Origin of the sequence: Paraburkholderia sp. BR10882 (assembly GCF_040948855.1) — a bacterium.
Lineage (GTDB): Bacteria > Pseudomonadota > Gammaproteobacteria > Burkholderiales > Burkholderiaceae > Paraburkholderia > Paraburkholderia nodosa_A.
In genome coordinates this window covers 60,615-82,804 of record NZ_JBFPKP010000026.1, presented here as the reverse complement: position 1 = coordinate 82,804, position 22,190 = coordinate 60,615, and the positions used below count along the sequence as shown (strand labels likewise).

The window sequence follows — 22,190 nt, the reverse complement described above, 5'->3', positions numbered from 1 at the left end:
GATCTACCGAAGACGCTCGTGCTGCTCGGTCTCGTGGGCCTCATGGACCCGCCTCGCAAGGAGGCGATCGATGCAGTGCGCGAATGCCACGGCGGCGGCATCCGCGTGACGATGATCACGGGCGACCACAAGGTCACGGCCGCTGCGATCGCGGGCATGCTCGGCATCGGCGACGGCAAGACGGCCGTGGCGGGCACCGAGATCGAGGCGATGAACGACGCCGCGCTGCAGGAATGTGTGCGCGACGTGGATGTGTTCGCGCGCGCGAGCCCCGAGCACAAGCTGCGGCTCGTGAAGGCGATCCAGGCCAACCGGCAGGTGGTCGCCATGACGGGCGACGGCGTGAACGACGCGCCCGCGCTCAAGAAGGCGGATATCGGCGTGGCGATGGGCATCAAGGGCACGGAAGTCACGAAGGAAGCCGCGGGCATGATCCTCGCCGACGACAATTTCGCCTCGATCTCGGCGGCAGTCAAGGAGGGGCGCACGGTCTACAACAACATCGAAAAGGCCATGCTCTTCATGCTGCCCACCAATATCGCCCAGGGCGCCGTGATTGCCATCGCGATCCTGTTCGGCTTCGTGCTGCCGATCACCGCGCCGCAGGTGCTGTGGGTGAACATGGTCACGTCCGTCGCGCTTGGCCTCGTCATTTCCTTCGAGCCTCACGAGAACGACGTGATGCAGCGCCCGCCGCGCTCGATCGACCGTCCTATCGTCACGCCATTCGGCGTGTGGCGCATTCTCTTTGTCGGCGCCACGCTCGTGCTCTATACGCTCGCGGCATTCTTCTGGATGAAGTCGCAGGGCGTGCCGGATTCGATGGCGCGCACGGCCGCCGTCAACGCCATTACGCTGGGACAAGTCTTCTATCTGCTCAATAGCCGTTCGCTGCTCAATTCAGCGCTGTCGGTGCGGGCGCACATGGGCAATCCGTATCTCTGGTACGGCATCGGTGCTGTCGTCGTGCTGCAGATTCTTTTCACCTATACGCTGCCCTTTCACGCGGTGTTCAATACCGAGTCCCTGCCGCTCTCGACCTGGCTCTGGCTCGTGGCGGGTGCGATCCTGTTCTTCCTCGTGGTGGAGCTGGAGAAGCTCGTCATTCGTTCGATACCGGCGCTGAAGAAGTCCGTGAGCCCGCAACCGCGCGGCGCGCCAACAAGGCAGTACCATGACGCGTAGAATCGTTTCGTCCCGTCCCGAGAGCGAGGGCCCAATGCCATGCTGCCTGGTGCGAACCTGAACCTGGTCGAGGTGACCGGACTGCTGGTGGGCGGGCTCGCCCTGTTCCTGTTCGGGCTGGATCTGATGACGGGCGCGCTCAAAACGATCGCCGGCGCGCGCCTGCAATCGCTGCTGGGTTCGCTCACCGCCAACCGCTTTCGCGGCGTGCTTGCGGGCGCCGGCATCACGGCGCTGCTGAATTCGTCGACTATCACCACGGTACTGCTGGTGGGCTTCGTTTCCGCGCGGCTCATGACGCTGATGCAGTCCATCCCGATGATCATGGGCGCCAATATCGGCTCGACGCTCACCGCGCAGATCATCGCGTTCAATATCTCCGCGCTCACGCCGTTCATGCTCGGCGGCGGCTTCCTGCTCTATGGCTTCGCGAAGCGCGAAACGCTGCGCGAACTGGGCGGCGCGCTGCTCGGCCTCGGCCTGCTGTTTCTCGGCATCGAAATGATGGGCAACGCGACCCGGCCCCTGCGCGATTACCAGCCGTTCATCGACGCGATGCAGAACATGCGCAATCCGCTCATCGGCATCGTGATCGGCGCGGTGTTCACGGCCATCGTGCAAAGCTCGGCGGCCACGCTCGCGATCGTGATCGCGCTAGGCAGCCAGGGGCTCATTCCGCTCGAGTCGGGCATTGCGCTGATACTCGGCGCGAATGTGGGCACCTGTGGCACGGCGCTGCTCGCTTCAATCGGCAAGTCGGCGGAGGCGGCGCAAGTCGGTATCGTCCACCTGATCTTCAACGTGCTTGGCGTGCTGTTCTTCGCCTTCGTCATTCCGCAGTTCGCCGATTTCGTGCGCATGATCTCGCCTTCCGCGCCCGAGCTGACCGGCGCTGCGCGCCTCGCGGCGGAAACGCCGCGGCAGGCCGCCAATGCACACACAGTGTTCAGCGTGTTCAGCACCCTCGTGCTGATCTGGTTCACGGGGCCCATTGCGAAGCTCGCCGAACGCCTGGCCCCGGCACGCCGCGAAGGGTGGCAAGACCCCGGCGTGCCGCGTTACCTCGATGAAACGCTGGTCGAAATGCCAGCGCTCGCCATTGCCCGCGTGCAACTCGAACTGGCTTCGCTCGGCAAGCTCGTGCAGATTCTCGTCGAGCATAGCGCCACGCTGCTGGTCGAAAGCTCCACGCAGGCGCTTTCCACGGTGTCGAACGAAGACAAGGCGGCAGACTCGCTCAGCACTGCCATACTCACCTATATCGGCAAGCTCTCGGATGCCGTGCAAAGCGACGACGAAGGCCGGCAACTGGTGGATCTCGCGCGAATTGCCACCTGCCTCGACGCCATCCGGGAAGTGGCCACCACGAGCATGCTCGCGCTGAGTCAGAGGCGCGCCGCGCAAAGCGCGGACGTGACCGTGTTGGCGAACAACCCTGAGCTGGTGCAATTCGCCCGGTCCGTCATCGAGCGTTTCACGCTTGCCGTGCAGATGATCGCGCACCCGGAGGCCGACGTCGTGACGGGCATCGTCAACGCCAAGCCGGAAATCGAAGCGCAGTCCGACTCGGCGCGCCAGCGCATCATGTCCGCACTGCAGTTGCGCAACGAGGGAGCGGCGTTCCTTTTCCGCTTCGCCAACGACGTGATCGAGCAGTTGAACGAGGTGGCGCGGCTTTCCCGGGCCATCGCCAAGGCCACGCGGTGGCTGCACGACGTGAAAGTGCTGGAGCCTGAAAGCGCAGAGGCAGTGGCCGAGACCGAGGCAGAAGCTCAGGCGTGAAGACGCGGCGCGCGCATGCCGCGCGTGGCCTTCAACGCGGCGCGCCCGAGGTCAGTGCATGAGGAACGGTCGTGGGCACCGCTTCGAGAAAGCCGCGCCCCATCTCCGTCTCGAAGCGCGAAGCGCTCCCCTCCCAGACGATGCGCGCATGTTCCAGCACATAAACGCGGTCCGCGTGCGGCAGGGCGAAGCGAACGTTCTGCTCGCCCAGCAGCACCGTAATGGGCGTGGACTGCTGCAGCGCGTCCAGCGCCTTCGAAAGCTGTTCGAGGATCACGGGTGCGAGCCCGAGCGTCGGCTCGTCGAGTATCAGCAGCCTGGGCTGAGGCATGAGCGCACGCGCAATGGCCAGCATTTGCTGCTCGCCGCCCGAAAGCGTGCGCGCGGTTTGGCTCTGGCGCGACTTGAGGATCGGAAAGAGGTCGTAGAGCCAGGTGAGCTGCTTCTTGCGCACGTTGTCGGAGAGATGATAGCCGCCGAGTTCGAGATTCTCGCGCACCGTCATGTCGCCGAACAGCTCGCGCGTTTCCGGGCATTGCACGAGGCCCGCGCGCGAGACGGCCGCCCCGCTCATGCCCTTCAAATCGCGCCCGTCGAAGCGGATCGTCCCCTTGTACGGCAAGAGGCCTGAAAGCGCGTTGAAGAGCGTGGTCTTGCCGGCGCCGTTGAGGCCGACCACCGAAACGAACTCGCCCTCCCGCACGCTGAGGCTCACGCCGTCGAGCGCGCATGCCTTGCCGTACAGCACGCGCAAGTCCGAAACCTCGAGGATGGCGCGCTTCGCCTCGCCCGCGACGCTCGAGCGCTGACGCAGTTCCAGCTTGCTGCCCAGATACACGCGGCGCACCGTTTCGTTTTGCATCACCTCTTCCGCCGTGCCTTCGGCAACGTGCTCGCCGAGGTACATCGCGAGTACGCGGTCGGCGAGCGCTGAAAGGCTTTTGACGTTGTGATCGACCAGCAGCACCGCGCGCCCCTCCGCGCGAAAACCGCGAATCAGCTCGGAGAATGCCTCCGATTCCGCAACCGTGAGTCCTGCGAAGGGCTCGTCGACGAGCACGACCTGCGGGTCGCGTGCTATCGCCTTCGCCATCTCCATGCGGCGCAGGTCCGCGAACGGCAGCGTGGCAGGGTGCCGGTGCATGACGGCGGCCAGACCCACGCGCGCGGCAATCTCCTGCGCGCGCTGATGCACATGCGGCTCTGCCGCGAGCTTGACGAGCGAGTCGGGCAGCAGTGCGAGCTTGATGTGCTCCAGCACCGTTTGCCGATGCAGCGGGCGCGAATGCTGAAACACGATGCCCACACCGGCGCGCGCAATGCGGTGCGGCGCCCAGCCGGCCATCTCCACGCCGTTCACCTTGACCGAGCCCGCGTTGGGACGCTCGATGCCCATGATGAGCTTCATGACCGTCGACTTGCCGGACCCGTTGGGGCCGATCAGGCCCAGGATCTCGCCGGGCCGGATGTCGAAGCCGATGTCCTTCACCGCGACGAGACCGCCAAAGCGCTTGGTCAGCCCGCGTACCGAGAGCAGCGGCGTGTCGTTCATTGGCGGGCCCTCGTACGCAGCAAGTTGCCGAGCAGGCCGTCCGGAAAGAACAGCAGCGCCGCGAGCGCGACGGCCGCGACGACGAACGTGTTGAGTTGGCCAAGTGGGCGCAGGAATTCGCCGGCCACGATCAGGAAGATCGATCCGAGCACGGCGCCGAGTATCGTGCGGCGCCCGCCGAGCACGGCCGCGATGATGATCTGCACGCCGACGCTCAGGTCCACCACCGTGCTCACCGAAGCCGTGCCTTGATAGAACACGAGCATCGCGCCGGCCACGCCCGAAAACACGGCGCTGATGCAAAAGGCCACGAGCTTGTGCCGCGTGACGTTGAAGCCCAGCGCCTGCGCACCGGTCGCGTCCTGGCCGCTCGCCTGCAAGATGAGGCCGATTGCCGAGCGGGAGAGACCGAACAGCAGGATCGCGCAGACCACCAGAAACGCCAGCGCGATCCAGTAGTTGTGGTTGGCGTCGACGGACATCACGTCGGGCACCATCATGCCGATCTCGCCGCCCGTCACGCCCGCGAAAATCACGATGGCGTTCTGCAGCAGCAGCACGGCCACGAGCGTGACGAGGCCGAAGTACGGGCCGCGCAGCCGCAGCGCGGGCACCGCGAGCAGCAGGCCGCCGACCAGCGCGAAGAGGCCGCCCGCGATCACGCAAACAGGAATCGGCAGCCCCCAATGGGCGTCGATGATCGCCGCCGAATAGGCGCCGAGACCAATCAGGAACGTCGGGCCGAAATTGACCTCGCCGGCAAAACCGAACAGCAGGTCCCACGACATCGCGAACACGCCGAAGTAATACGCGACCGTGAGCACGCCGAGGATATACCCCGACATCCACCACGGCAGCGTGGCCGCCGCAACGGCGAGCAACACGGCCACCCACACCCCACGCGAACGAAGAAGACCGGACATGTCGATGTGCTCCCTTCGCTCCGTTAGCGACGACCCAGGAAGCCCTGGGGCCGCACATAGACGACGAGCACCAGCAGCAGCAGCGCAGGCAGCGGCCGCAGCGTCGGCGCAACGAGATACGCGGTGACGGTCTCCAGATAGCCGACCACATACGCGGCCATCAACGATCCGGAAACGCTGCCGAGCCCGCCCAGCACGACGATGGAGAACGCGCTCGCCGTGAGTTGCCCGGCATTGTTCGTACTCACGCCGAGGAACGACGCCAGCAGCACGCCTGCAATGCCCGCCAGCACGCCGTAGATGGTCCACGCAAGCAGATAGATGCGCGAGAGTTCGAAACCGAGCAGCGTGAGGCCGCGCGGATTCATCGAGGCGGCGAGCAGCGCCTTGCCCGCGCGCGTACGATTCACGAAGAGCCACAGGAGGCCGATCACGGCCCAGCAGACCACGGCGATCATGATCTCGTTGAACGGCACGCGCACGCTGCCGATCATCGCCACGCCGCCGATGAGCGGGCGCATCGTCACCGGGTTGTCGGTGAAGAGCCAGGCCATGCCCTGCTGGATCATGATGCCCCACAGCAAGGTGCCGGTGAGCACGAAGATTTCCTTCTCTTCGGCCGGAATCGCAGCGGAACGCTGGATAGGCCGCACCACCATCAGGTAGGTAACATAGGCCGCGATGAGACCGGCGACCACGCCAAGCAGCGTGCCGAGATAGGTGCCGAGGCCCGCCTCGCCCGCGAGCATCCAGCCCATCAGCGCGGCGACGAGCATCACGCCACCATGCGCGAGATTCAATATGCCGGAGACGCCGAAAATCAGCGTGAAGCCGATGGCGCCCAGCGCGTAGAGCGAACTGATGGCAAAGCCGTCGATGAGGATCTGCAAGAGCAGCATGCCCGGCCTTTCAGGAGGATTGGCGTGTCGCAACATGCGCCATGCGGCCCCTCGTCAGACGAAGGGCCGCACCGCGCGACGCACTACGCGAAGCTAGTTTGCGCTAGCCTGCTGGAGCTTGATGAAGGTCGGGAACTTGACCTTGCCGTTTGCAACGGACTTGGGCCAGATCGCGATCTGCTTGCCGTCCTGCCACTGCAGGTTGATGCCGGTGATGTAGCCCGGGCCGTACTTGAGCGCGTGCGTGAACGTGTCGTTCTTGCCGTAGAATTCCCAGCGCCCGATCGTGCCGACGTAATCCGTCTTCTCGAGCGCGGCGACCATCTGGTCCGGATCGGTCGAGCCCTTGTTGCGCTTGATCGCATCCGCGAGGATGTACACGAGGTCATAGGTCGAGAAGCCGCAATACGCTGGCGATACGCCGAACTTCTTCTGGTACGCATCCGCGAAAGGCACCGTCTTCGGCGTGATCGCCACACCCGGCGCCGCGGCGGAAGCCGTGATCACGCCCTCCGTCGCGCCGTTCGTGTCCTTCCAGAAGCTCGTGGTCGTGGCCTGGGAGCTCTGGCCCGACATCGGGATCGGCACCTGCTGATCGTGCCATTGCACCGTTGGCTGCACGCCCACGTGGCTGATGCCCGTGGTGATCGTATCGGGGTGTTTGGCCTCGATCTGGTTGAAAATTGGTGTGAAGTCCGAAGTATCCGGATTGAAGCGGATATGATCCAGCACCTGAAGACCGGCCTTGGGCAGGCATTCCATGAAGCGCTCGTCGAGCGGCTTGGTCCATGCCGCGTCCTCGCTCATCACGACCGTCGACTTCATCTTGAACTGGCCGACGAGAATATCGTGCGAAAAATCGCAGATCGACTGCGCGATGAATGCCGACGTCATCCAGCCGTGGAACGTGTATTTGTAGTGGTCGTAGTCGTCGTGAACGTGCTTCGAAATATCGTTGCTCGCGGCGCCCGGCGTAATAAAGGGCATTTTCAGCCGCGCCGACCAGGGTTCCATGGCGAGCGCCACTTCGCTGATATAGCTGCCGATCACGGCGACGACCTTGTCCTGGGTCGCGGCGCGCTGGAACGCGCGCACGCCGTCCGAGGCCGACGAGTGGTCGTCGTAGGCGATGATCTGGATGGGCCGGCCATCTACGCCGCCGCTCGCGTTGATCTCGTCCGCGGCGAGCTGCGCCGCCTTGCTGATCGAGGCGCCCGCCACCGCGGACTCCTCGCTGATCACGCCGATCTTGATCGGGTCCCCCGCGGCATGCGCGCCGGCCGCGAGGCCCAGCCCTGCCGCCACCATACCCGTCGCCGCTGCGCGATGAAGGTTTCGCCACACGCCGTTACAGGACATCATGCATCTCCGATTCGCCTGGATCGTTGAAGAACATCTGCCCGCTTCAAAGCTGCTTTGAAGAATGTGCCCCCAACAGTATCACCCGCCTTTGCACGCTCAATCGGGAAAAACGATGACAGGTAACATACGGATAACGTGCTGATTTCATGGTGCAAAGCGGCAAGAAAACGCGCTTGCCCGCGCGGCTGCGAACGATGCGCGCAGCACCTCGCGCACGTTCGCGCTCGCTGAACGCATCAGGGGACGAGACGCTCACTCGCGGTCCTTGCCCCAGCGCCAGCGAGGCGGCTCACCCTTGAGCCAGCAGACCGCCGAAAGCGCGAGCGTGGCGAGTATCACGAATGCCGCGAATGCGTACGGCTGCCCGTGCGGTTCAAAAAGTACCGCGCTCAAGGCAATCGACAAGACATACGCCACGAGCACCACCCACCCCTGCCAGGTGAGCGGAAGTCCCCACCCCCAGCCATAGCGTTTGGCTCGAAACCAGTATTTGCCAGTGCCCGGCATGTCCCCATCTCCCGCGCCTCGCGTGAGGCGCAACTTCAGGCCGATGCAGTATGGCACACGGCCTCGACCCGGTTTCCGGCAGGATCGATGAGAAAGGCGGCGTAATAGTCGGCGTGATAATGCGGCCGCAAGCCTGGACCGCCATCCGAGCGGCCGCCCGCAGCGAGACCGGCTGCATGGAACGCATCGACCTGCGAGCGTGTAGCGGCCTTGAAGCACCAGTGCCGCTTGTTCGGCTCGATGGCGCTGGCGTCCAGGTAGATGGAAAGATACGACGACTGCGTTTCGGCGGCGTCGCAACGCTCGCCGTAGCCGAGCGCGTTGGGGCGGTCGTAGACCTTGAGCGCACCCAACGCATTCATGATCGCATCGTAGAAGGGACGCGCAGCGTCGAGATCGGGCACGCCGATCGAAACGTGATCGAGAAGCTGCATGGTGCTGGCACTCCGCAGTCGTGAATACACGACTATAACCGGCGGATCACACCCTGCAGCGTTTGCGTTACCCGGTGCGGCCGACGCGGAACACCGAAACCGCGGCGTTCAGCCGGTGCGCTTCGTTTTCGAGCGACGACGCGGCAGCCGTTGCCTGCTCAACGAGTGCCGCATTCTGCTGGGTCACGAGGTCCATCTGTCCCACGGCGACGTTGACCTGATCGATGCCCGTGCTCTGCTCCGCAGCCGCCGATGCAATCTCGTTCATGATCGCACTCACGCGCGCGATCGCTTCGACGATTTCGCTCATGGTCGAGCCCGAGCGCTCGACGAGGCCCGCGCCCGTTTCCACGCGCGAGGTCGACGACTCGATCAGTTCCTTGATCTCCTTGGCCGCCGCGGCGCTGCGCTGCGCGAGCGAGCGCACTTCGCTCGCCACCACCGCGAAGCCGCGCCCTTCCTCGCCCGCGCGCGCCGCTTCCACCGCCGCGTTGAGCGCGAGGATGTTGGTCTGGAACGCGATGCCCTCGATCACGCCGACGATCTCGCCCACGCGCCGCGAGTCGCCCACGATGTCCTGCATCGTGCCGACCACTTCGCGCGAAAGCGCGCCGCCCTGCGCGGCGAGGCCGGAAGCGCCCTCGGCGAGCGTGCTGGCCTGGCGTGCGTTTTCGGCGGTCTGCTTGACGGTGGAGGTCAGCTCTTCGATGCTCGCCGCCGTTTCCTCGAGCGAGGCAGCCTGCTCCTCGGTGCGCTGCGAAAGGTCCGTATTGCCCGCCGCGATCTCGCTCACGCCCTTGTCGATCGACAGCGCGCCTTCACGCACGCTGCTGACCGTCTTGATGAGTGCATCCTGCATCTGCCGCAGCGCGGCCTGCAGGCGGCCCATTTCGTTGTTGCTCGTCGTCTGCACCGTGCCGCTCAGGTCGCCCGCGGCGATACGCTGGAACTGGGCGATGGCCGCGTCCACGGGATGCACGATCGCGCGCATGAGCGCGGCGCGGCCAATCCACGCGAACAGCAGCGAGAGCACCATGCCCACGCCCACCGCGACGCTCACTGCGTTGAAGCGGTCCTGCGCTTCCTGGTAGCGCTGCGCACCGAGGTCGATCTGGCGCTTCTCGAGTACGAGCATCGCCTTTTCGTAGTTGCTGTAGAGCGACGGCAGCTTGTGGCCCTGCAGTTCCTGGAATGCGGTCTTGTCGCCGGCCTTGAGCGCCGCCAGTGCCGGCTCGAGGCCATCGTGCAGGAAGCTGTTGCGCCTGGCCTGCATGTCGGCGATCAGATCCTGCGCCTCGCCTTCTCCGCTCGCAATCGACAGATAGTGGTCCAGACGCTCGTTCGAGTTCTTCAGGTACTGGTCGTAGCGCTTGAGCACCGCGTCCGCGGCATCGTGGTCGCCGAGATCGGAGAGCGATGCGTTGGTGGCGAGCGCGAGGCGCAGACGCAGCAGCTGGCCGGCGCTGCCTTCGAGGTCGGCGACGGCCGGCGTATTGACGGTGTACATGGTGCGCAGCGACTCGTTGCCCGCTCGCATCGACAGGAGTCCTGTGGCGGCGCCGACGATCAGGACGACGCCGAAGAAGGCGATCATCAGGGTCAGGCTCGCGCGTATCGACAGCTTGTGAAGCATTCCTGGTCTCTCTTCCGTGGGGGCGCGCGGCTCTGGAGGCCGCGCGTGGCCCAGTCGTTTTTCATTGATTGTTCCGGTGCGCTTGTCCAGTGCAGCCCGGGCGTTCAGGCTGATTAAGCGCCCAGTACATAACAACGGCAGGAGAGCTTGCGAACTTTATGGTTTGCTGCAAAGAAGTACGACCGTTAGCAACGCTTCGTAATACAGACCAATATATGGGACGCGTACGAATCAATCCGCATCACGCGCTGGCTGGCTCCGCACCCGCCTCGCCCTCGTCCATCGGCACGAGATAGCGCAGCACGTCGCGCCAGCTCACAATGCCAACGGGACGGAATTCGGCATCCACAATGGGGATGCACGAAATCTTGTTGGACAGAAAGAGGGCCACGGCGTCGGAGAGGCTCGACTCGGGCCGCAGCGTGAGCGGCTTGCGGCTCATGATCTGGTGCACGCGCTTGTTGAGCGTGCCGAGATCGCGCGCGGATTCGACCACGCTGTCGATGAACGGGCTGATCGCGCGCAACAGGTCGCGATCGGAGACGACGCCTTGCAGCTTGCCGTCTTCGACCACGAGCAGATGATGAAAGCTCGCTTCGCCGAAAATCTCGCGCACGGTCGCGAGCGTGTCATCGAAGCCGATGGTGACGACACGGCTCGTCATGAATTTCTCTACTTGCATACCTTCCAGACCTGAATGGGTTCGACGTCCCGAGCCGGACGATGCGCTGCGCGGCCGATTCCGGCTGCAGCTCGGGGCTTCAGCCCGTTATATCGACCGCAGACGCGTAAATCTTCAGTCTGGAAAGCGGCGTGAGGCACGCGCGAACGGCACGCCCCACACGTTTCATGCCTTCGTCATGCTTCGAGCGCGAGCGTCGCGAAGGTGGCGAGCCAGTGCTCGCCCATGTAGTCCCCAGCCACGTGGTCGAGTGCGCTGGCCAGATGCAATTGCGCGGCATCGTTGAGGACGGCCACGCGTGCGTCGCCGGCCGGCAGTGCGCGTGCAAGTGAGCGCTGACACCACGCACGGCTCAGGTTGAGGCCGTCGAGGTGGGCGATCTTGCCGTCACTGCGGTCGGTCACGGTGGCCGGCGTGAAGAGCGTGACCGGTTCTTGCACCGCGAGGCTGGGCAAAAAGCGCGTGAACCACGGCTCGAAATCCTGTGCGCGCAACACTCGGCTCATCAGCAGGGCCACGCTCAGCGCGGGCGAGAGGAATTCGTCGCCGCCCGGCTCCCATGCCTGGCAGCCCGCGTCGTTCGCGTGCCAGCGCGTGGCCGTGTCTTCGATCAGCGTCGCCAGCGCCGGACGCGCTGTGGCTTTTGCGAAGTCGTACGCGAGCGTGAGCGCGAACGCCGTATTGAAGTGAGTGCCCACTCGCAGCGGATAGGTCGCCTTCGGCAGGAATTCCTCGAAACGCTCGACGAACCAGTCGGTGAGCGGCGCGAGCGCCGCCTTCCAGCGCGCGGCCTGCGGCAGCTTCATCGATTCGACCAGCGCGTCGACTTGCGCCGCGAGCGCGAGCAGCCATGCCCAGCCATAAGGGCGCTCGAAACCGCGATTGTGCGCGAGCGTGAGGTAGGCCATCTCGCCGGCCATCTTCTCCGGCGTGAAGTGTTCGTCGACCACGGCGACGATCTGCGGCCCCTCGGGCAAGTCGGGAAAGCGCTCGAGCAGATGCAGCACGAGCCAGTAGCCGTGCACGCACGAATGCCAGTCGTAGCTGCCGTAAAAGGCCGGGTGCAGCGCGCGCGGGCTCTGCACGTCCTGTGGGCCATCGAGCGAGTGGGTCAGCTTGTTCGGGTACTCGCGCGTGAGGTGGGCAAGCGCGAGCGAGGCGAACTTCGAGGCATGGGCGGCGGTGAGGTGTGTGGTCATCGTGAGCTCATCAGAACCGGAAAACGAAGGCGTACATCAGCAGCGTGTTGAGAAATCTATCACGACAATTTATCGATAAATAGTCGATAAAGTATTTGTAAGGGAAGTCCCTGGGCGATGGGCATGGCATGAAGGCGAATCAATGCCGCCGCGCTGGGGCGCGGCGTATGGCTGGGGTTGGCGGGCTTGGCAGTTAGTTGCAATCGCCGCGACGGACTGGAATCCCTGTTCACCAGGATTCAGAGATCGAATGCGCGTTGATCGTTCGCCGCCTTCGGCGCGTCGTGAAACGACAACTCGGCGCCAATGCGCTCGCCGCTGCGCGCGCGGCTGATGGCGTGCCGGAGGTTCACGCGGTAGTAAGCGCTGCTGCCTTTGAATGGCCGCTGGGCCGTGGCGATGATCGCCGCGTCGCCCAAGCCGAGCGGAACGACCGTCGGGCGCGACTGCATGCGCGGACGCTGCTCGGTCAGCACGAGTTCGCCGCCCGTGAAGTCTTTCCCCGGCGCCGAGAGCAAGGCGACCATTTGCAGCGGAAATACATGCTCCCCTTCACTGCGTTGATGCAGCGCCAGATAGTCGTCGGTGCGGAGCTGGTTCAGATGCGACTGCGCCTGCGTTTGCCCCGCTCGACGGTTGCGCTCCAGAAATGCATCGAGCGCTGCAGGGTATCGATAAGGCATGCCAAGCATCTCGTTCCATCGATTGGCGATGGGGGCCAACTGGCGATAGAGGTCCGCACGCCATTGCGCCCACGGCTGCGGCAGCGCGGCGCCGAAGTACAGTAGATCGCCACGACCGAGATCGAGCGAGTGGAGCGGAACGCGGCGCAACGCGGTCAATGTGCCGGCCTCGCGCGCGAGCATGCGGGCCTCGGCCGCGCCAGCTAGCCGAGGCAGTACCGCATACCCTTCGCTGTCCAGTTGCGCGGCGATTGCGCTCCAATCGAGCTTATCGAATGTGTTGGCGGCTGAACTCATAGACAAGGACATATTCGTTTCAAAATCCCGGGAGCGTTGCCGTCTGCGGAACCTCGCGCGCGGCCGCAATCGCCTTCTCGTGTTCGAGCAGCCAGCGCTTGCGATGCAGGCCCCACGCGTAGCCCTTCAAATCGCCGTTGCTGGCAATCACGCGATGGCACGGCACGACGATAGCGATGGGATTCGCGCCGCTCGCCGCGCCGATGTCGATCGCCGCGCGCGGGTCTTCGAATCCCAGCGCTTTCGCGAGCTTGCCGTAGCTGGTGGTGGTGCCGGCCGGAATGTGGCGCAACGCCGCCCAGACCTCTTCTTCCAGGTCCGAACCCGCCATGACGACCGGGAGTGGATCGAGCGCGTTCAATTCGCCCGAGAAATAGCGCGTCATGGCGTCGGCAATCGACGCCGGCGCGGCGGCGTCGATCAATTCGGCACCCCCGTAACGATCGCGCAGACCGCGATGCAGACGAGAGCGGTGATCGGCGAATTCGAGCGCATACAGCCGATGCTGCGCGTCGCTCACCAGCATGAGATCGCCAGGCGGCGACTTGATATGGCTGAGAAACAGTTGCATGATGCGGTCCTTCGCGTTTGGCGCGCTAACGTGAATCGTGAAAAATCAGGCCGACGGTATGACGCTTGCCGCTGCGCAGTACGCTCACGCCGTGCCGCATCGCGACCCTGCGCGTGCCGCCGCGCCGGTTCGCAGCCGGCCGCTGGTTGACGGTGAACAGCACCGCGTCGCCCTGGTCCAGCGGAATCACTTCGGCGCATTGACCGTTCGACGCGCTCTGCGTCATCACGAATTCGCCGCCCTCGAAATCGACGCCGGGGCGTGAGAGCAGCATCGCCACCTGCAGCGGAAACACATGCTCGCCGTACAAGTCCTGGTGCAGGCAGTTATAGTCGCCCGGGCCGTATTCGAGGATGAGCGGTGTCGGGCGCGTTTGCCCCGCGCGGTGGCATTGATCGAGAAACGCGTCGAGATCGGCCGGGTACTGCGTGTCGATCCCCAGCTGCTCGTTCCAGCGGTTGGCGATAGGCGCGAGGGACGGATAGAGCGCATGCCGCAAGCGCTGAAGCAGCGACGGCAGCGGATACGCGAAGTACTTGTATTCCCCGCGCCCGAAATTGTGGCGCGCCATGACGATGCGCGAGCGAAAGCCCTCGTCCCTCGCGTAGAGGGCGGCGAGCTGCGCGCATTGTTCGGGCCTGAGCACGCGGGGCAGCACTGCGTAGCCGCGCATGTCGAGCGATCGCTCGATCTCGGCCCAGTCATATGTTCCGGATTCCCGCTTCTCTGCCCGCATGGCCCCGGTACTCATCGCGTGTATCCCTCCTCTCGCAAGCGGCATTTTCGCCGATCTCCCATACAGACCAACGATACGCCTACGCTCCGCGCGTTCCGATCCGAATGTTGCGCTCTAATTCGGCGCACGCCACGGCGTGAACGCCATGCGAATGTCACGGCAAGAAACGGGTATTGACGAGGTTTGCCTGTCGATATCGTTCATTTCAGGCGCAGCAATCCTGCTTCGCCATGAATCGAGATCAGCAAGGAGTCGAACATGTCGATGGAAGAGGACAACAAGGCGATCGTTGGCCGCTGGTTCACGCGCTTCTGGGGCGAAACCTGCGACCTCGGCGTCGTCGACGAGCTGGCTGCGCCGGACATGCTGCTCAAGTATTCGCTGCACGAGCCGCGCCGCGGCCGCGAGGACATCAAGGCGTTCATGACCGGCTTTCGCGCGGCGTTCCCTAATCTGAACTTCTGGGGCGCGGCCGACTTGATCGCCGAAGGCGAGTACGTGGTGGGTCAATGGGAAGGCGGCGGCACGCATTCGGGCCGGGCGTTCGGAGACTTTCTCGCGGGATCGTTGCCGGCGGCGAGCGGCCGCAAGATGCATTTCACCGGCACGACGGTGTTGCGCCTGAAAGACGGCAAGATCGTCGAGGAGATCGGGCTCGACGACGGCGTAACGGCGCTCTCGCAGCTCGGGCTCATCAAGCGGGTCTGATAGCGCGGCGAACGGAAGGTCTCACATAGGGAGTCGAATCATGTCACAGCTTGCTCCGCTCCTCGCCCTTCACGCGCTCGCGGCTCAACGCGGCGACGGGCTGCGGCCTGAACTGCTCGCACTGTTCCTGCGCCATGCGCATTCGCATGCCGGACTCAGCGCGGGCATCGATGCCCCGAGCGTGGAAGACAGTCAGGCGCCGCCGCAATGCGCCACGACGTTGGACTGCGCATCGAGCCAGACGGGAATGGCATCGAGCTTCGCTCCCGCGCACGGGCCTTCGACGCACTGCCCGTCTTCGAAGCGAAACAATGCGCTGTGATGCGCGCACATGATCACCTGGGCGCGATACGTCGGCACATGGCCGGGCTCGTAGTCGAGCGGCACCGAGAAGTGCGGGCAGCGGTTCGCGTACGCCCATACTTCGCCGGCACGCCGCACGACGACGACCGGCCGCCCCGCGAGGGCGGCGTCGATCACGCGCGCGCCCCCGTCGGGCACATCGTCAAGGCAACACAGGCACACGGTCTGCATGGTTCACACTCTTTGCTCAGGATTGCCAAGATTCCAGTCCCATGGACGAATCTCTACGTGCTCGAACAACCCCGCCAACGTATAGGGATCGTCGCGCACGAAGCGCATCACGTCGTCGTATCCTTCCGCCTCGATCACGAGGAGCGTGCCGTTGAGCGCGTCGCAATGCGGCGCGAGCGTCGAGCCGCCCAACCGCACGAACACCCCACGCTGCGCGGCCGAGCGCAGATAGGTGCGATGCACCGCGCGCACGCGCTCGCGGACGTCGCGCATGCCGGGCTTGTCGGTGGCGAATACGGCGTAGTAGCGCGTGTGCGGTCTCATGCGCGCTCCAGCACGAAGTCGTAGCGCGCCTCGCGAAAGCCGCCCTCGAAGCCGAACTGCTGCGCGGCCGCCTCGCCCGCCGCGTGCTCGCGATAGTCGACGAGCAGCGAGGGCTTTACGCCGAACACCGCATCCGAATCCAGATACGGGTCGTTCTGGTTGAACAGGTGCGTCACGAGCGTGCTGTGGCCCTGCGCCGTGATCATGAAGTGCAGATGGGCGGGCCGCCACGGATGCCGCCCCGTGGCGTCGAGCATGCGGCCCACCGGGCCGTCGGTCGGAATGGGATAGCACACGGGCACGATGGTGCGGATCGCATAGCGGCCTTCGGCGTCGGTGCGATAACGGCCGCGCAGGTTGCCGTGCGGTTGCTCGGTGTCCTGCCCCGAGTACATGCCGTTGTCCGCCGTCTGCCACACGTCGAGCAAGGCGTTCGCGATTGGCTTGCCGTCGGTCGTCAGCACGCGGCCATGCACGAGGGCCGGCGTACCCGGCGTGAACGCCATGTTCTCGCCATAGGCGCGTTCCGGCATGCCTTCGATATAGAACGGGCCGAACACGGTCGTATCGGTCGCGCCGGAAGCGTAGCGGTGGTTGATCGCGTCGACGAGCATCGACACGCCCAGCGTGTCGGAAAGCAGGATGAATTCCTGGCGCACGACGTCGTCGCACATCTGGCCCGTCTCGGTCAAGAAGCGGATCGCGGCAAACCACTCCGCCTCTGTCGGCTCGACTTCGCGCACGTAGGCGTGCAGGTGCCGCACGAGGCTTTGCATCAGCGTGCGCAGGCGCGCGTCGGGTGTGTTCGCGAAGCGGCCCACGACCTGTTCCGTCAAGGCGCGTTCGGCCTCGGTGTCATGCATCGACATGGTTGTCTCCTTTCCTTCGTTTTGCGCGCCACGCTCGCGGCGTGGCACGGCCCGGCTAGCGCGGCGCCAAGCCTTCCCACGCGCGTTGCAGCAATGCGCGGATCGCCGCGCGCTCCAACGGTCGCGGATTGGGATAGGCATTCGTACACGCGAGATCGGCCGCTTCGTCGAGGCCCGCTTCGGGCATACCGATCTCCGCGAGCGAAAGCGCAATGCCAAGCGACTCGTTCAACGCGTAGAGCCGTGGCCCGGCTTCGTCCGCCTGCGCGCCGCCGAGCGCACGCGCCACACGCTCGAGCGCGTGTGGCGCGGCCGCGTGGTTGTAGTGCGCCGTATGCGGCAGCATGACCGCATGCGTTTGCGCGTGCGGCAGGTTGAACGTGCCGCCGAGCGTGTGGCAGAGCTTGTGATGCAGCGCCATGCTCACCGCGCCCAGGGAAGTGCCCGCGAGCCATGCGCCATACAGCGCGCGACTGCGCATCGCCGCGTCGTCGGGGCGACGCACGACACCGGGCAGCGCCTCGCCCAACGCGCGAATCGATTCTTCGGCCATCAGGCTGATCACCGGGTTCGCGTCCTCTGCGTAGAGCGCCTCGACCGCGTGCGCCATCGCGTTTATGCCCGAAGCCGCCGAAATGCCGGCCGGCAGCGAGACCGTGAGCGACGGATCGTAGATCACGGTGCGCGGCAGCACGCGCAGGTCGCGCCCGGTCTTTTTCAGACGCCCTTCGGTGAGACCGTAGATGGGCGTCATCTCCGAGCCCGCATAGGTCGTGGGCACGGCGACGATCGGCAGCGCCGATTCGAGCGCGATGGCCTTGCCAAGGCCGATGGTCGAGCCGCCGCCCACGGCCACGCAGCACTGCGCGTCCAGCGCCGCCGCTTTCTCGCGTGCTGCCCGCGCGACCTCCACGGGCACGTGCATGACCGCTTCGGCATGGATGCCCGCGGCGCGCTCGCCGAGCAGGCGCGCGACTTCTTCAGCGAGCGGCCGCTGCTCGGGCGTCGAGAGGATCAACGCGCGGCGCGCGCCCAGCCGGTCCACTTCTTCGGGCAACCGCGCGAGGTTGCCCCAGCCGAACACCACGCGCGACGGCAAGCCCTGATAAACGAAGCGATCCATACGTGCCTCAACGCTTGAAGTGGGGCGGCACCTGGGCGTCCACGTTGACCCACACCGAGCGGGCCTCCGTGTAGTCGTGCATCGCCTCGAAGCCCATTTCGCGACCGTAGCCCGATTGACCGACGCCGCCGAACGGGCTGCCCGGATTCACGCGCTTGTAGCAGTTCACCCAGCACATGCCCGCGTGAATCTTGCCCGCGATGCTGTGCGCGCGCGAGAGGTCGCGCGTCCACAGGCCGCTGCCGAGACCGTAGTCGGTGCCGTTGGCAATCGCGAGCGCTTCTTCGTCGGAGTTGAAGCGCAGCACGGTCACGAACGGGCCGAACACCTCTTCCTGCGCGATACGATCGTCCGGCGTCTTCGCCTCGATCACCGTGGGGCGCACGTAGTAGCCGTTGGCGAGCGCAGGGTCCTGCGGCGCGGTGCCGCCCGTGAGGACGCGCCCGCCCTGCTCGCGCGCCACGTCCACGAAGGCCTTCACGCGCTCCAGATGCTGCAGCGAAGTGAGCGGCCCCATTTCTGTTTCGGGGTCCAAAGGATTACCGACACGAATCGAAGCAGCGAGCGCCGCAAAGCGTTCGAGAAATTCGTCTGCGATGCGCTCGTGCAGCACCAGACGCGAACCCGCAATGCACGCCTGCCCCTGGTTGTGGAAGATCGCCCAGGCCGCGCCGTTGATGGCGGCGTCGAGATTGGCGTCGTCGAACACGATATTGGCGCCCTTGCCGCCCAGTTCGAGCTGCACGCGCTTCAGGTTGCCCTTCGAGGCCTCCACGATGCGCCGCCCCGTCGCCGTCGAGCCGGTGAAGGCGATCTTGCCCACGCCCTCGTGTTCCGCAAGCCGCTGGCCGGCCGTATGTCCGTAGCCCGGCACGATGTTGACGACACCCGCGGGAAAGCCCACTTCCGCCATCAGCTCGACGATGCGCAGCGTGGAAAGCGGCGTGATTTCCGAGGGCTTCAGCACCACCGTGTTGCCGGCCGCGAGCGCTGGGCCCATCTTCCAGCTCGTGAACATGAGCGGGAAATTCCACGGCACGATCTGGCCCACCACGCCAATGGGCGCGCGCTGCACGTAGTTGAGAAAGCCCGCTTCGACCGGAATGACCGAGCCTTGCAGCTTGTCGGCCATGCCGCCGAAGTAGCGGAAGCACGCCGCCGTGCGCGGCACGTCCAGCGCGCGCGAATCGCGGATCGGGTGCCCCGTGTCGAGCGATTCCAGTTGCGCGAGTTCTTCGCCGTTCGCTTCGATGGCGTCGGCCAGACGCAGCAGCAGGCGGCCGCGTTCGGCAGCCGGCATCGCCGACCACTGCGGGAAGGCGCGCGTAGCGGCGGCCACGGCCAGATCGATGTCGGCGGCGGTGGCGGCGGCGATCTTCGTGATCAGCGAGCCGTCGTGCGGATTGAGCACGTCGATGGTGCCGCCCTCGACGGCGTCGACGAAGCGGCCGGCGATGAACAATTGCGTTTGCATGAGTCATTCCTCGGTTGATGCTTAAGGCTTGCTGTGTAGCTGCGAAGCTCGTTCAAAACTCGACCGGATACGGCTTGAGTTCGCCGCTCTCGTAGCGCTTGGGCAAACCTGCGGTCGCGTTCTCCCACACGAGCAGCATCGAGCGCTTGGTCGAATAGCCCTGGTGGCGGATATCGGCGGGCATGGCGCAAATGTCGCCCGCGCGCATGGTGATGCGTGCGCGCGGCGCGCCTGTGTTCTTGTCGCCGATGTCCCAGACGATCTCGTCGGAGAGCTGCAGGAACCACTCCACGCGGTCGTTGCCGTGGAAAACCGGCAGGATGTATTCCTCGGTGGTCGGGCAGAACAGGCTCTGGCCGCACACCGAAGTGACCGAGGGGTTCCATGTCACGTCCGAGCGCGAGAGGTACTTGAAGAGGTTGAACGCGTGCAGCTCGCCTTCGAAGCCGGGCTCGGCGTGCACTTCGGGGTTGTCCTGAGGCACGTCGGCGAAGGCGCGGTTCACCGGGAGGTCGTCGCGCAGCGGCGAGTCGCCTTCGAGGCCCGGCATGCGGCGCGTGGCGATGCGCGTACGCTCGATCGCGGCATCGTTCTCGCCATGCTTGCGGCCGAATGCGGTACCGGTTTCCTCGGGCGCGGCGAACGGGTCGAAGCCTTCGTTGGTCCAGTCGTGCAGGATCGCCTTGAAGGTCGCCATGATGGTGGGCGTTTCGAATGTCTCGATATAGTCCACGCCGGCGTCCTTCATGATGCCGTTGAACGAGCCCGCATACACGTCCACCTTGCCGTAGTGGTTGCGCGTGCCGAATACGTGATCGAAGTTCACCCAGCCGTAGAAGAAGCCCCAGGCCACGTCGCGCATCATGGCGCGCAGGAAGGCGTCGGCGGGGATGGCGTGCGTGCGCGTCTGCCCTTTCGCGGGCCACAGCACTTTCACGAAGTACTCGTCGCGCGTGAATTCGAACGCGCCGAGCGTGTAGCGGCGATAGCCGGTCACGGCGTCGGGCTCGCTCGCGCGCACGGTGTCGGCGGCGAAGCCTGCGGAATGGTCGAGGGTATCGAGGGTGGCCATGTCGTGTCTCCAGTAGTCGAGTGTTCGGATAGCGCGTGTTGTCAGTGCAGGCAGATATCCGCCCACTTCTGCACGGACAGTTCACCGGCCATGGTCTGCACGAGCGCCACGCCAGCCTTCTGCGCGCTGAAGCGATACGCGCAGCCGGCCGGCAGCAGCGCTTGATGGCCGCGGCGCAACACCACGTGGCCCATCTTGCGGCCCGCGGGCTGCTCGCCCGCGTCGACCGTGCCCGTACCGCCCCTGGGCGGCGTATCGAGCTTGATGAAGTCGATGCGCACTTCGCCATCCATCAGGATCGCGAACTCATCGTGTGCGCAGGCGAACCAGCGCGATTGCCCTTCCGTGCGCAGCACCTCGATCACGTAGTCGAGGTTCTTGCCGACCACGACTTTCTCGTAGGGCGCAGAGCTTGCGGCGACTTCGAAGACATTGGAGAAAACATAGTGGCGGGCGTCGCCGCTCGTGATTTCGATCTCGCCCTTGCGATACTGCTCGAGCGAACCGAAGGCGGTGTGGAATGACGAATCGGTCATGGCTGTCTCCTGTTTTGGAAGGTTCGTTGGAATCCACTTTAGGAGCGCTGCGCGGCGGCAACAACCGGCGGCCAGGCAACTACGGCATTCGCGTTTCGCAAATAATCGCGGCAGGCGATCGTCGCAGGCGCTAGCGCACCCAGCCGCGCTCGATCAGCGGCACGTCCCAGGCGGGCTCGGGGCCCAGATACTCGGCCAGAAACTCCACCAGCGCCTTCACTTTCAGGGCCTGGCGCTGTGTGGAGGGATATACGGCGGCAAAACTCAATGCCGATAGGTGGTAGTCGGTGAGGATCGGCACGAGCGAACCGTTTAGGAGCGCCTCGCTCGCCACGAGCGTAGGCAGGCACACCACGCCGCCGCCCGTGAGCGCGTAATCGCGCAGCAAATGCACGGAGTTCGAGCGGATCATGCCGGGCAACTCCATCTCCACGACTTCGTCGCCGCGAGTCATCGTCCAGCGGTTGCGCGAGGGATAGCCCGAATAGAGCGCCGTGGTGTGCTGCAGCAATTCGCGCGGATGCTGCGGCGCGCCATGCTCCTCCAGATAAGCGGGCGTGGCGCAAAAGAGCCGCCGCACCGAAAAGAGCCGTCGCTCGATCAGCGAATCGGAAATCGGCGGGAAGATCTGGAAAGCGACGTCGAAGCCTTCTTCGATCGGATCGACCACGCGGTCGTTGACGATCACGTCGAGCTGGATGCCGGGATAGCGGCGGTTGAACTCGGCGAGCGGCGCGCCGAAATGGCCCAGCGCGAAGCCCGGCAACATCTGGATGCGCAGCCTGCCAGTGGGCGTGGCGCGCAGCTCGCGCATCTGGTCGGTCAGCTCGTTCACACGCCCCACCACCTCCGCGCACTCACGATAAAACGCCTCGCCGACTTCGGAGAGGCGCACGTGCCGCGTGCTGCGATGAAAGAGCGGGGCGTTGACGAACTTCTCCAGTTGCTGGATGCGGTTCGTCACGACCGAACTGGTCACGCCGAGTTGCCGGGACGCCTCCGCGAAACTGCTCGTTTCCGCCACGCGCACAAACGCCTCGATGCTCAGGAATCGGTCCATGCTCCTCTCTTCTTCTCGGGTTCGGGCCCTTCAAGTATAGGGCCC

At 65.1% G+C, this 22,190-nt stretch carries 23 protein-coding genes; 3 read left to right on the top strand and 20 right to left on the bottom strand.

Features of this window, described 5'->3' with window-relative positions; translation table 11 throughout:
* The coding region (locus AB3X99_RS36765; protein WP_368619730.1) for an HAD-IC family P-type ATPase at positions 1 to 1,185 on the top strand (1,185 nt) is incomplete at its 5' end.
* Positions 1,186 to 1,224: 39 nt separating this feature from the next.
* Positions 1,225 to 2,967, top strand: a complete 1,743-nt coding sequence (locus AB3X99_RS36760) for a Na/Pi cotransporter family protein (protein WP_069267030.1) — start codon at positions 1,225 to 1,227, stop codon at positions 2,965 to 2,967.
* A gap of 31 nt (positions 2,968 to 2,998) precedes the next feature.
* Here AB3X99_RS36760 and AB3X99_RS36755 read toward each other — a convergent pair whose 3' ends face one another.
* From AB3X99_RS36755 to AB3X99_RS36700, 12 genes are all read right to left on the bottom strand, one after another.
* A complete protein-coding gene (locus tag AB3X99_RS36755; protein ID WP_368619729.1) occupies positions 2,999 to 4,519 on the bottom strand; it encodes an ATP-binding cassette domain-containing protein in 1,521 nt (506 codons plus the stop codon).
* The gene (locus AB3X99_RS36750) at positions 4,516 to 5,442 is read right to left on the bottom strand and encodes a branched-chain amino acid ABC transporter permease (RefSeq protein ID WP_069267032.1); all 927 of its coding nucleotides are present in this window, start codon (positions 5,440 to 5,442) and stop codon (positions 4,516 to 4,518) included. Before AB3X99_RS36750 ends, AB3X99_RS36755 begins: the two co-directional genes overlap by 4 nt.
* A gap of 23 nt (positions 5,443 to 5,465) precedes the next feature.
* Positions 5,466 to 6,341, bottom strand: coding sequence for a branched-chain amino acid ABC transporter permease (locus AB3X99_RS36745; RefSeq protein ID WP_069267033.1), 876 nt, complete (start codon positions 6,339 to 6,341; stop codon positions 5,466 to 5,468).
* Between the two features lie 93 nt (positions 6,342 to 6,434).
* Entirely contained in the window at positions 6,435 to 7,700 is a 1,266-nt protein-coding gene (locus AB3X99_RS36740) for an ABC transporter substrate-binding protein (protein ID WP_368619733.1), read from the bottom strand.
* Between the two features lie 255 nt (positions 7,701 to 7,955).
* Positions 7,956 to 8,210 (bottom strand): hypothetical protein, encoded by a 255-nt coding sequence (locus AB3X99_RS36735; protein WP_342949383.1) that lies wholly within the window; start codon positions 8,208 to 8,210, stop codon positions 7,956 to 7,958.
* Positions 8,211 to 8,245: 35 nt separating this feature from the next.
* Positions 8,246 to 8,644, bottom strand: coding sequence for a VOC family protein (locus AB3X99_RS36730; RefSeq protein ID WP_368619728.1), 399 nt, complete (start codon positions 8,642 to 8,644; stop codon positions 8,246 to 8,248).
* A 67-nt stretch (positions 8,645 to 8,711) separates the two neighbouring features.
* The gene (locus AB3X99_RS36725; protein ID WP_368606567.1) at positions 8,712 to 10,277 is read right to left on the bottom strand and encodes a methyl-accepting chemotaxis protein; all 1,566 of its coding nucleotides are present in this window, start codon (positions 10,275 to 10,277) and stop codon (positions 8,712 to 8,714) included.
* Positions 10,278 to 10,518: 241 nt separating this feature from the next.
* A complete protein-coding gene (locus AB3X99_RS36720; protein ID WP_368619727.1) occupies positions 10,519 to 10,959 on the bottom strand; it encodes a CBS domain-containing protein in 441 nt (146 codons plus the stop codon).
* A gap of 176 nt (positions 10,960 to 11,135) precedes the next feature.
* Positions 11,136 to 12,158 (bottom strand): DUF2891 domain-containing protein, encoded by a 1,023-nt coding sequence (locus tag AB3X99_RS36715; protein WP_368606565.1) that lies wholly within the window; start codon positions 12,156 to 12,158, stop codon positions 11,136 to 11,138.
* A 239-nt stretch (positions 12,159 to 12,397) separates the two neighbouring features.
* A complete protein-coding gene (locus AB3X99_RS36710) occupies positions 12,398 to 13,138 on the bottom strand; it encodes a 2OG-Fe(II) oxygenase (RefSeq protein ID WP_368619732.1) in 741 nt (246 codons plus the stop codon).
* A 19-nt stretch (positions 13,139 to 13,157) separates the two neighbouring features.
* Entirely contained in the window at positions 13,158 to 13,709 is a 552-nt protein-coding gene (locus AB3X99_RS36705) for a methylated-DNA--[protein]-cysteine S-methyltransferase (protein ID WP_368619726.1), read from the bottom strand.
* A gap of 25 nt (positions 13,710 to 13,734) precedes the next feature.
* A complete protein-coding gene (locus AB3X99_RS36700) occupies positions 13,735 to 14,460 on the bottom strand; it encodes a 2OG-Fe(II) oxygenase (protein ID WP_368619725.1) in 726 nt (241 codons plus the stop codon).
* 243 nt (positions 14,461 to 14,703) lie between these two features.
* On the opposite strand from AB3X99_RS36700, the gene AB3X99_RS36695 reads away from it, so the two are divergent.
* Positions 14,704 to 15,153, top strand: coding sequence for an ester cyclase (locus tag AB3X99_RS36695; RefSeq protein WP_368619724.1), 450 nt, complete (start codon positions 14,704 to 14,706; stop codon positions 15,151 to 15,153).
* A gap of 192 nt (positions 15,154 to 15,345) precedes the next feature.
* Here AB3X99_RS36695 and AB3X99_RS36690 read toward each other — a convergent pair whose 3' ends face one another.
* From AB3X99_RS36690 to AB3X99_RS36655, 8 genes are all read right to left on the bottom strand, one after another.
* Positions 15,346 to 15,687, bottom strand: a complete 342-nt coding sequence (locus AB3X99_RS36690) for a Rieske (2Fe-2S) protein (RefSeq protein WP_368619723.1) — start codon at positions 15,685 to 15,687, stop codon at positions 15,346 to 15,348.
* A gap of 3 nt (positions 15,688 to 15,690) precedes the next feature.
* Complete coding sequence (locus AB3X99_RS36685; RefSeq protein ID WP_069262975.1) at positions 15,691 to 16,011, bottom strand: YciI family protein; 321 nt, start codon at positions 16,009 to 16,011, stop codon at positions 15,691 to 15,693.
* Positions 16,008 to 16,880, bottom strand: coding sequence for an intradiol ring-cleavage dioxygenase (locus AB3X99_RS36680; protein WP_368619722.1), 873 nt, complete (start codon positions 16,878 to 16,880; stop codon positions 16,008 to 16,010). Before AB3X99_RS36680 ends, AB3X99_RS36685 begins: the two co-directional genes overlap by 4 nt.
* Before the next feature lie 55 nt (positions 16,881 to 16,935).
* Positions 16,936 to 18,003: a maleylacetate reductase gene (locus tag AB3X99_RS36675; RefSeq protein ID WP_368619721.1), complete on the bottom strand. Its 1,068-nt coding sequence runs from the start codon at positions 18,001 to 18,003 to the stop codon at positions 16,936 to 16,938.
* 7 nt (positions 18,004 to 18,010) lie between these two features.
* On the bottom strand, positions 18,011 to 19,477 hold the full coding sequence (locus AB3X99_RS36670; RefSeq protein ID WP_368619720.1) for an aldehyde dehydrogenase family protein: 1,467 nt from the start codon (positions 19,475 to 19,477) through the stop codon (positions 18,011 to 18,013).
* A gap of 52 nt (positions 19,478 to 19,529) precedes the next feature.
* Positions 19,530 to 20,549 (bottom strand): hydroxyquinol 1,2-dioxygenase, encoded by a 1,020-nt coding sequence (locus tag AB3X99_RS36665; RefSeq protein ID WP_069262979.1) that lies wholly within the window; start codon positions 20,547 to 20,549, stop codon positions 19,530 to 19,532.
* 41 nt (positions 20,550 to 20,590) lie between these two features.
* On the bottom strand, positions 20,591 to 21,085 hold the full coding sequence (locus AB3X99_RS36660; protein WP_368619719.1) for a hydroxyquinol 1,2-dioxygenase: 495 nt from the start codon (positions 21,083 to 21,085) through the stop codon (positions 20,591 to 20,593).
* Positions 21,086 to 21,215: 130 nt separating this feature from the next.
* Positions 21,216 to 22,145, bottom strand: a complete 930-nt coding sequence (locus tag AB3X99_RS36655) for a LysR substrate-binding domain-containing protein (RefSeq protein ID WP_368619718.1) — start codon at positions 22,143 to 22,145, stop codon at positions 21,216 to 21,218.
* Positions 22,146 to 22,190: the final 45 nt, after the last annotated feature.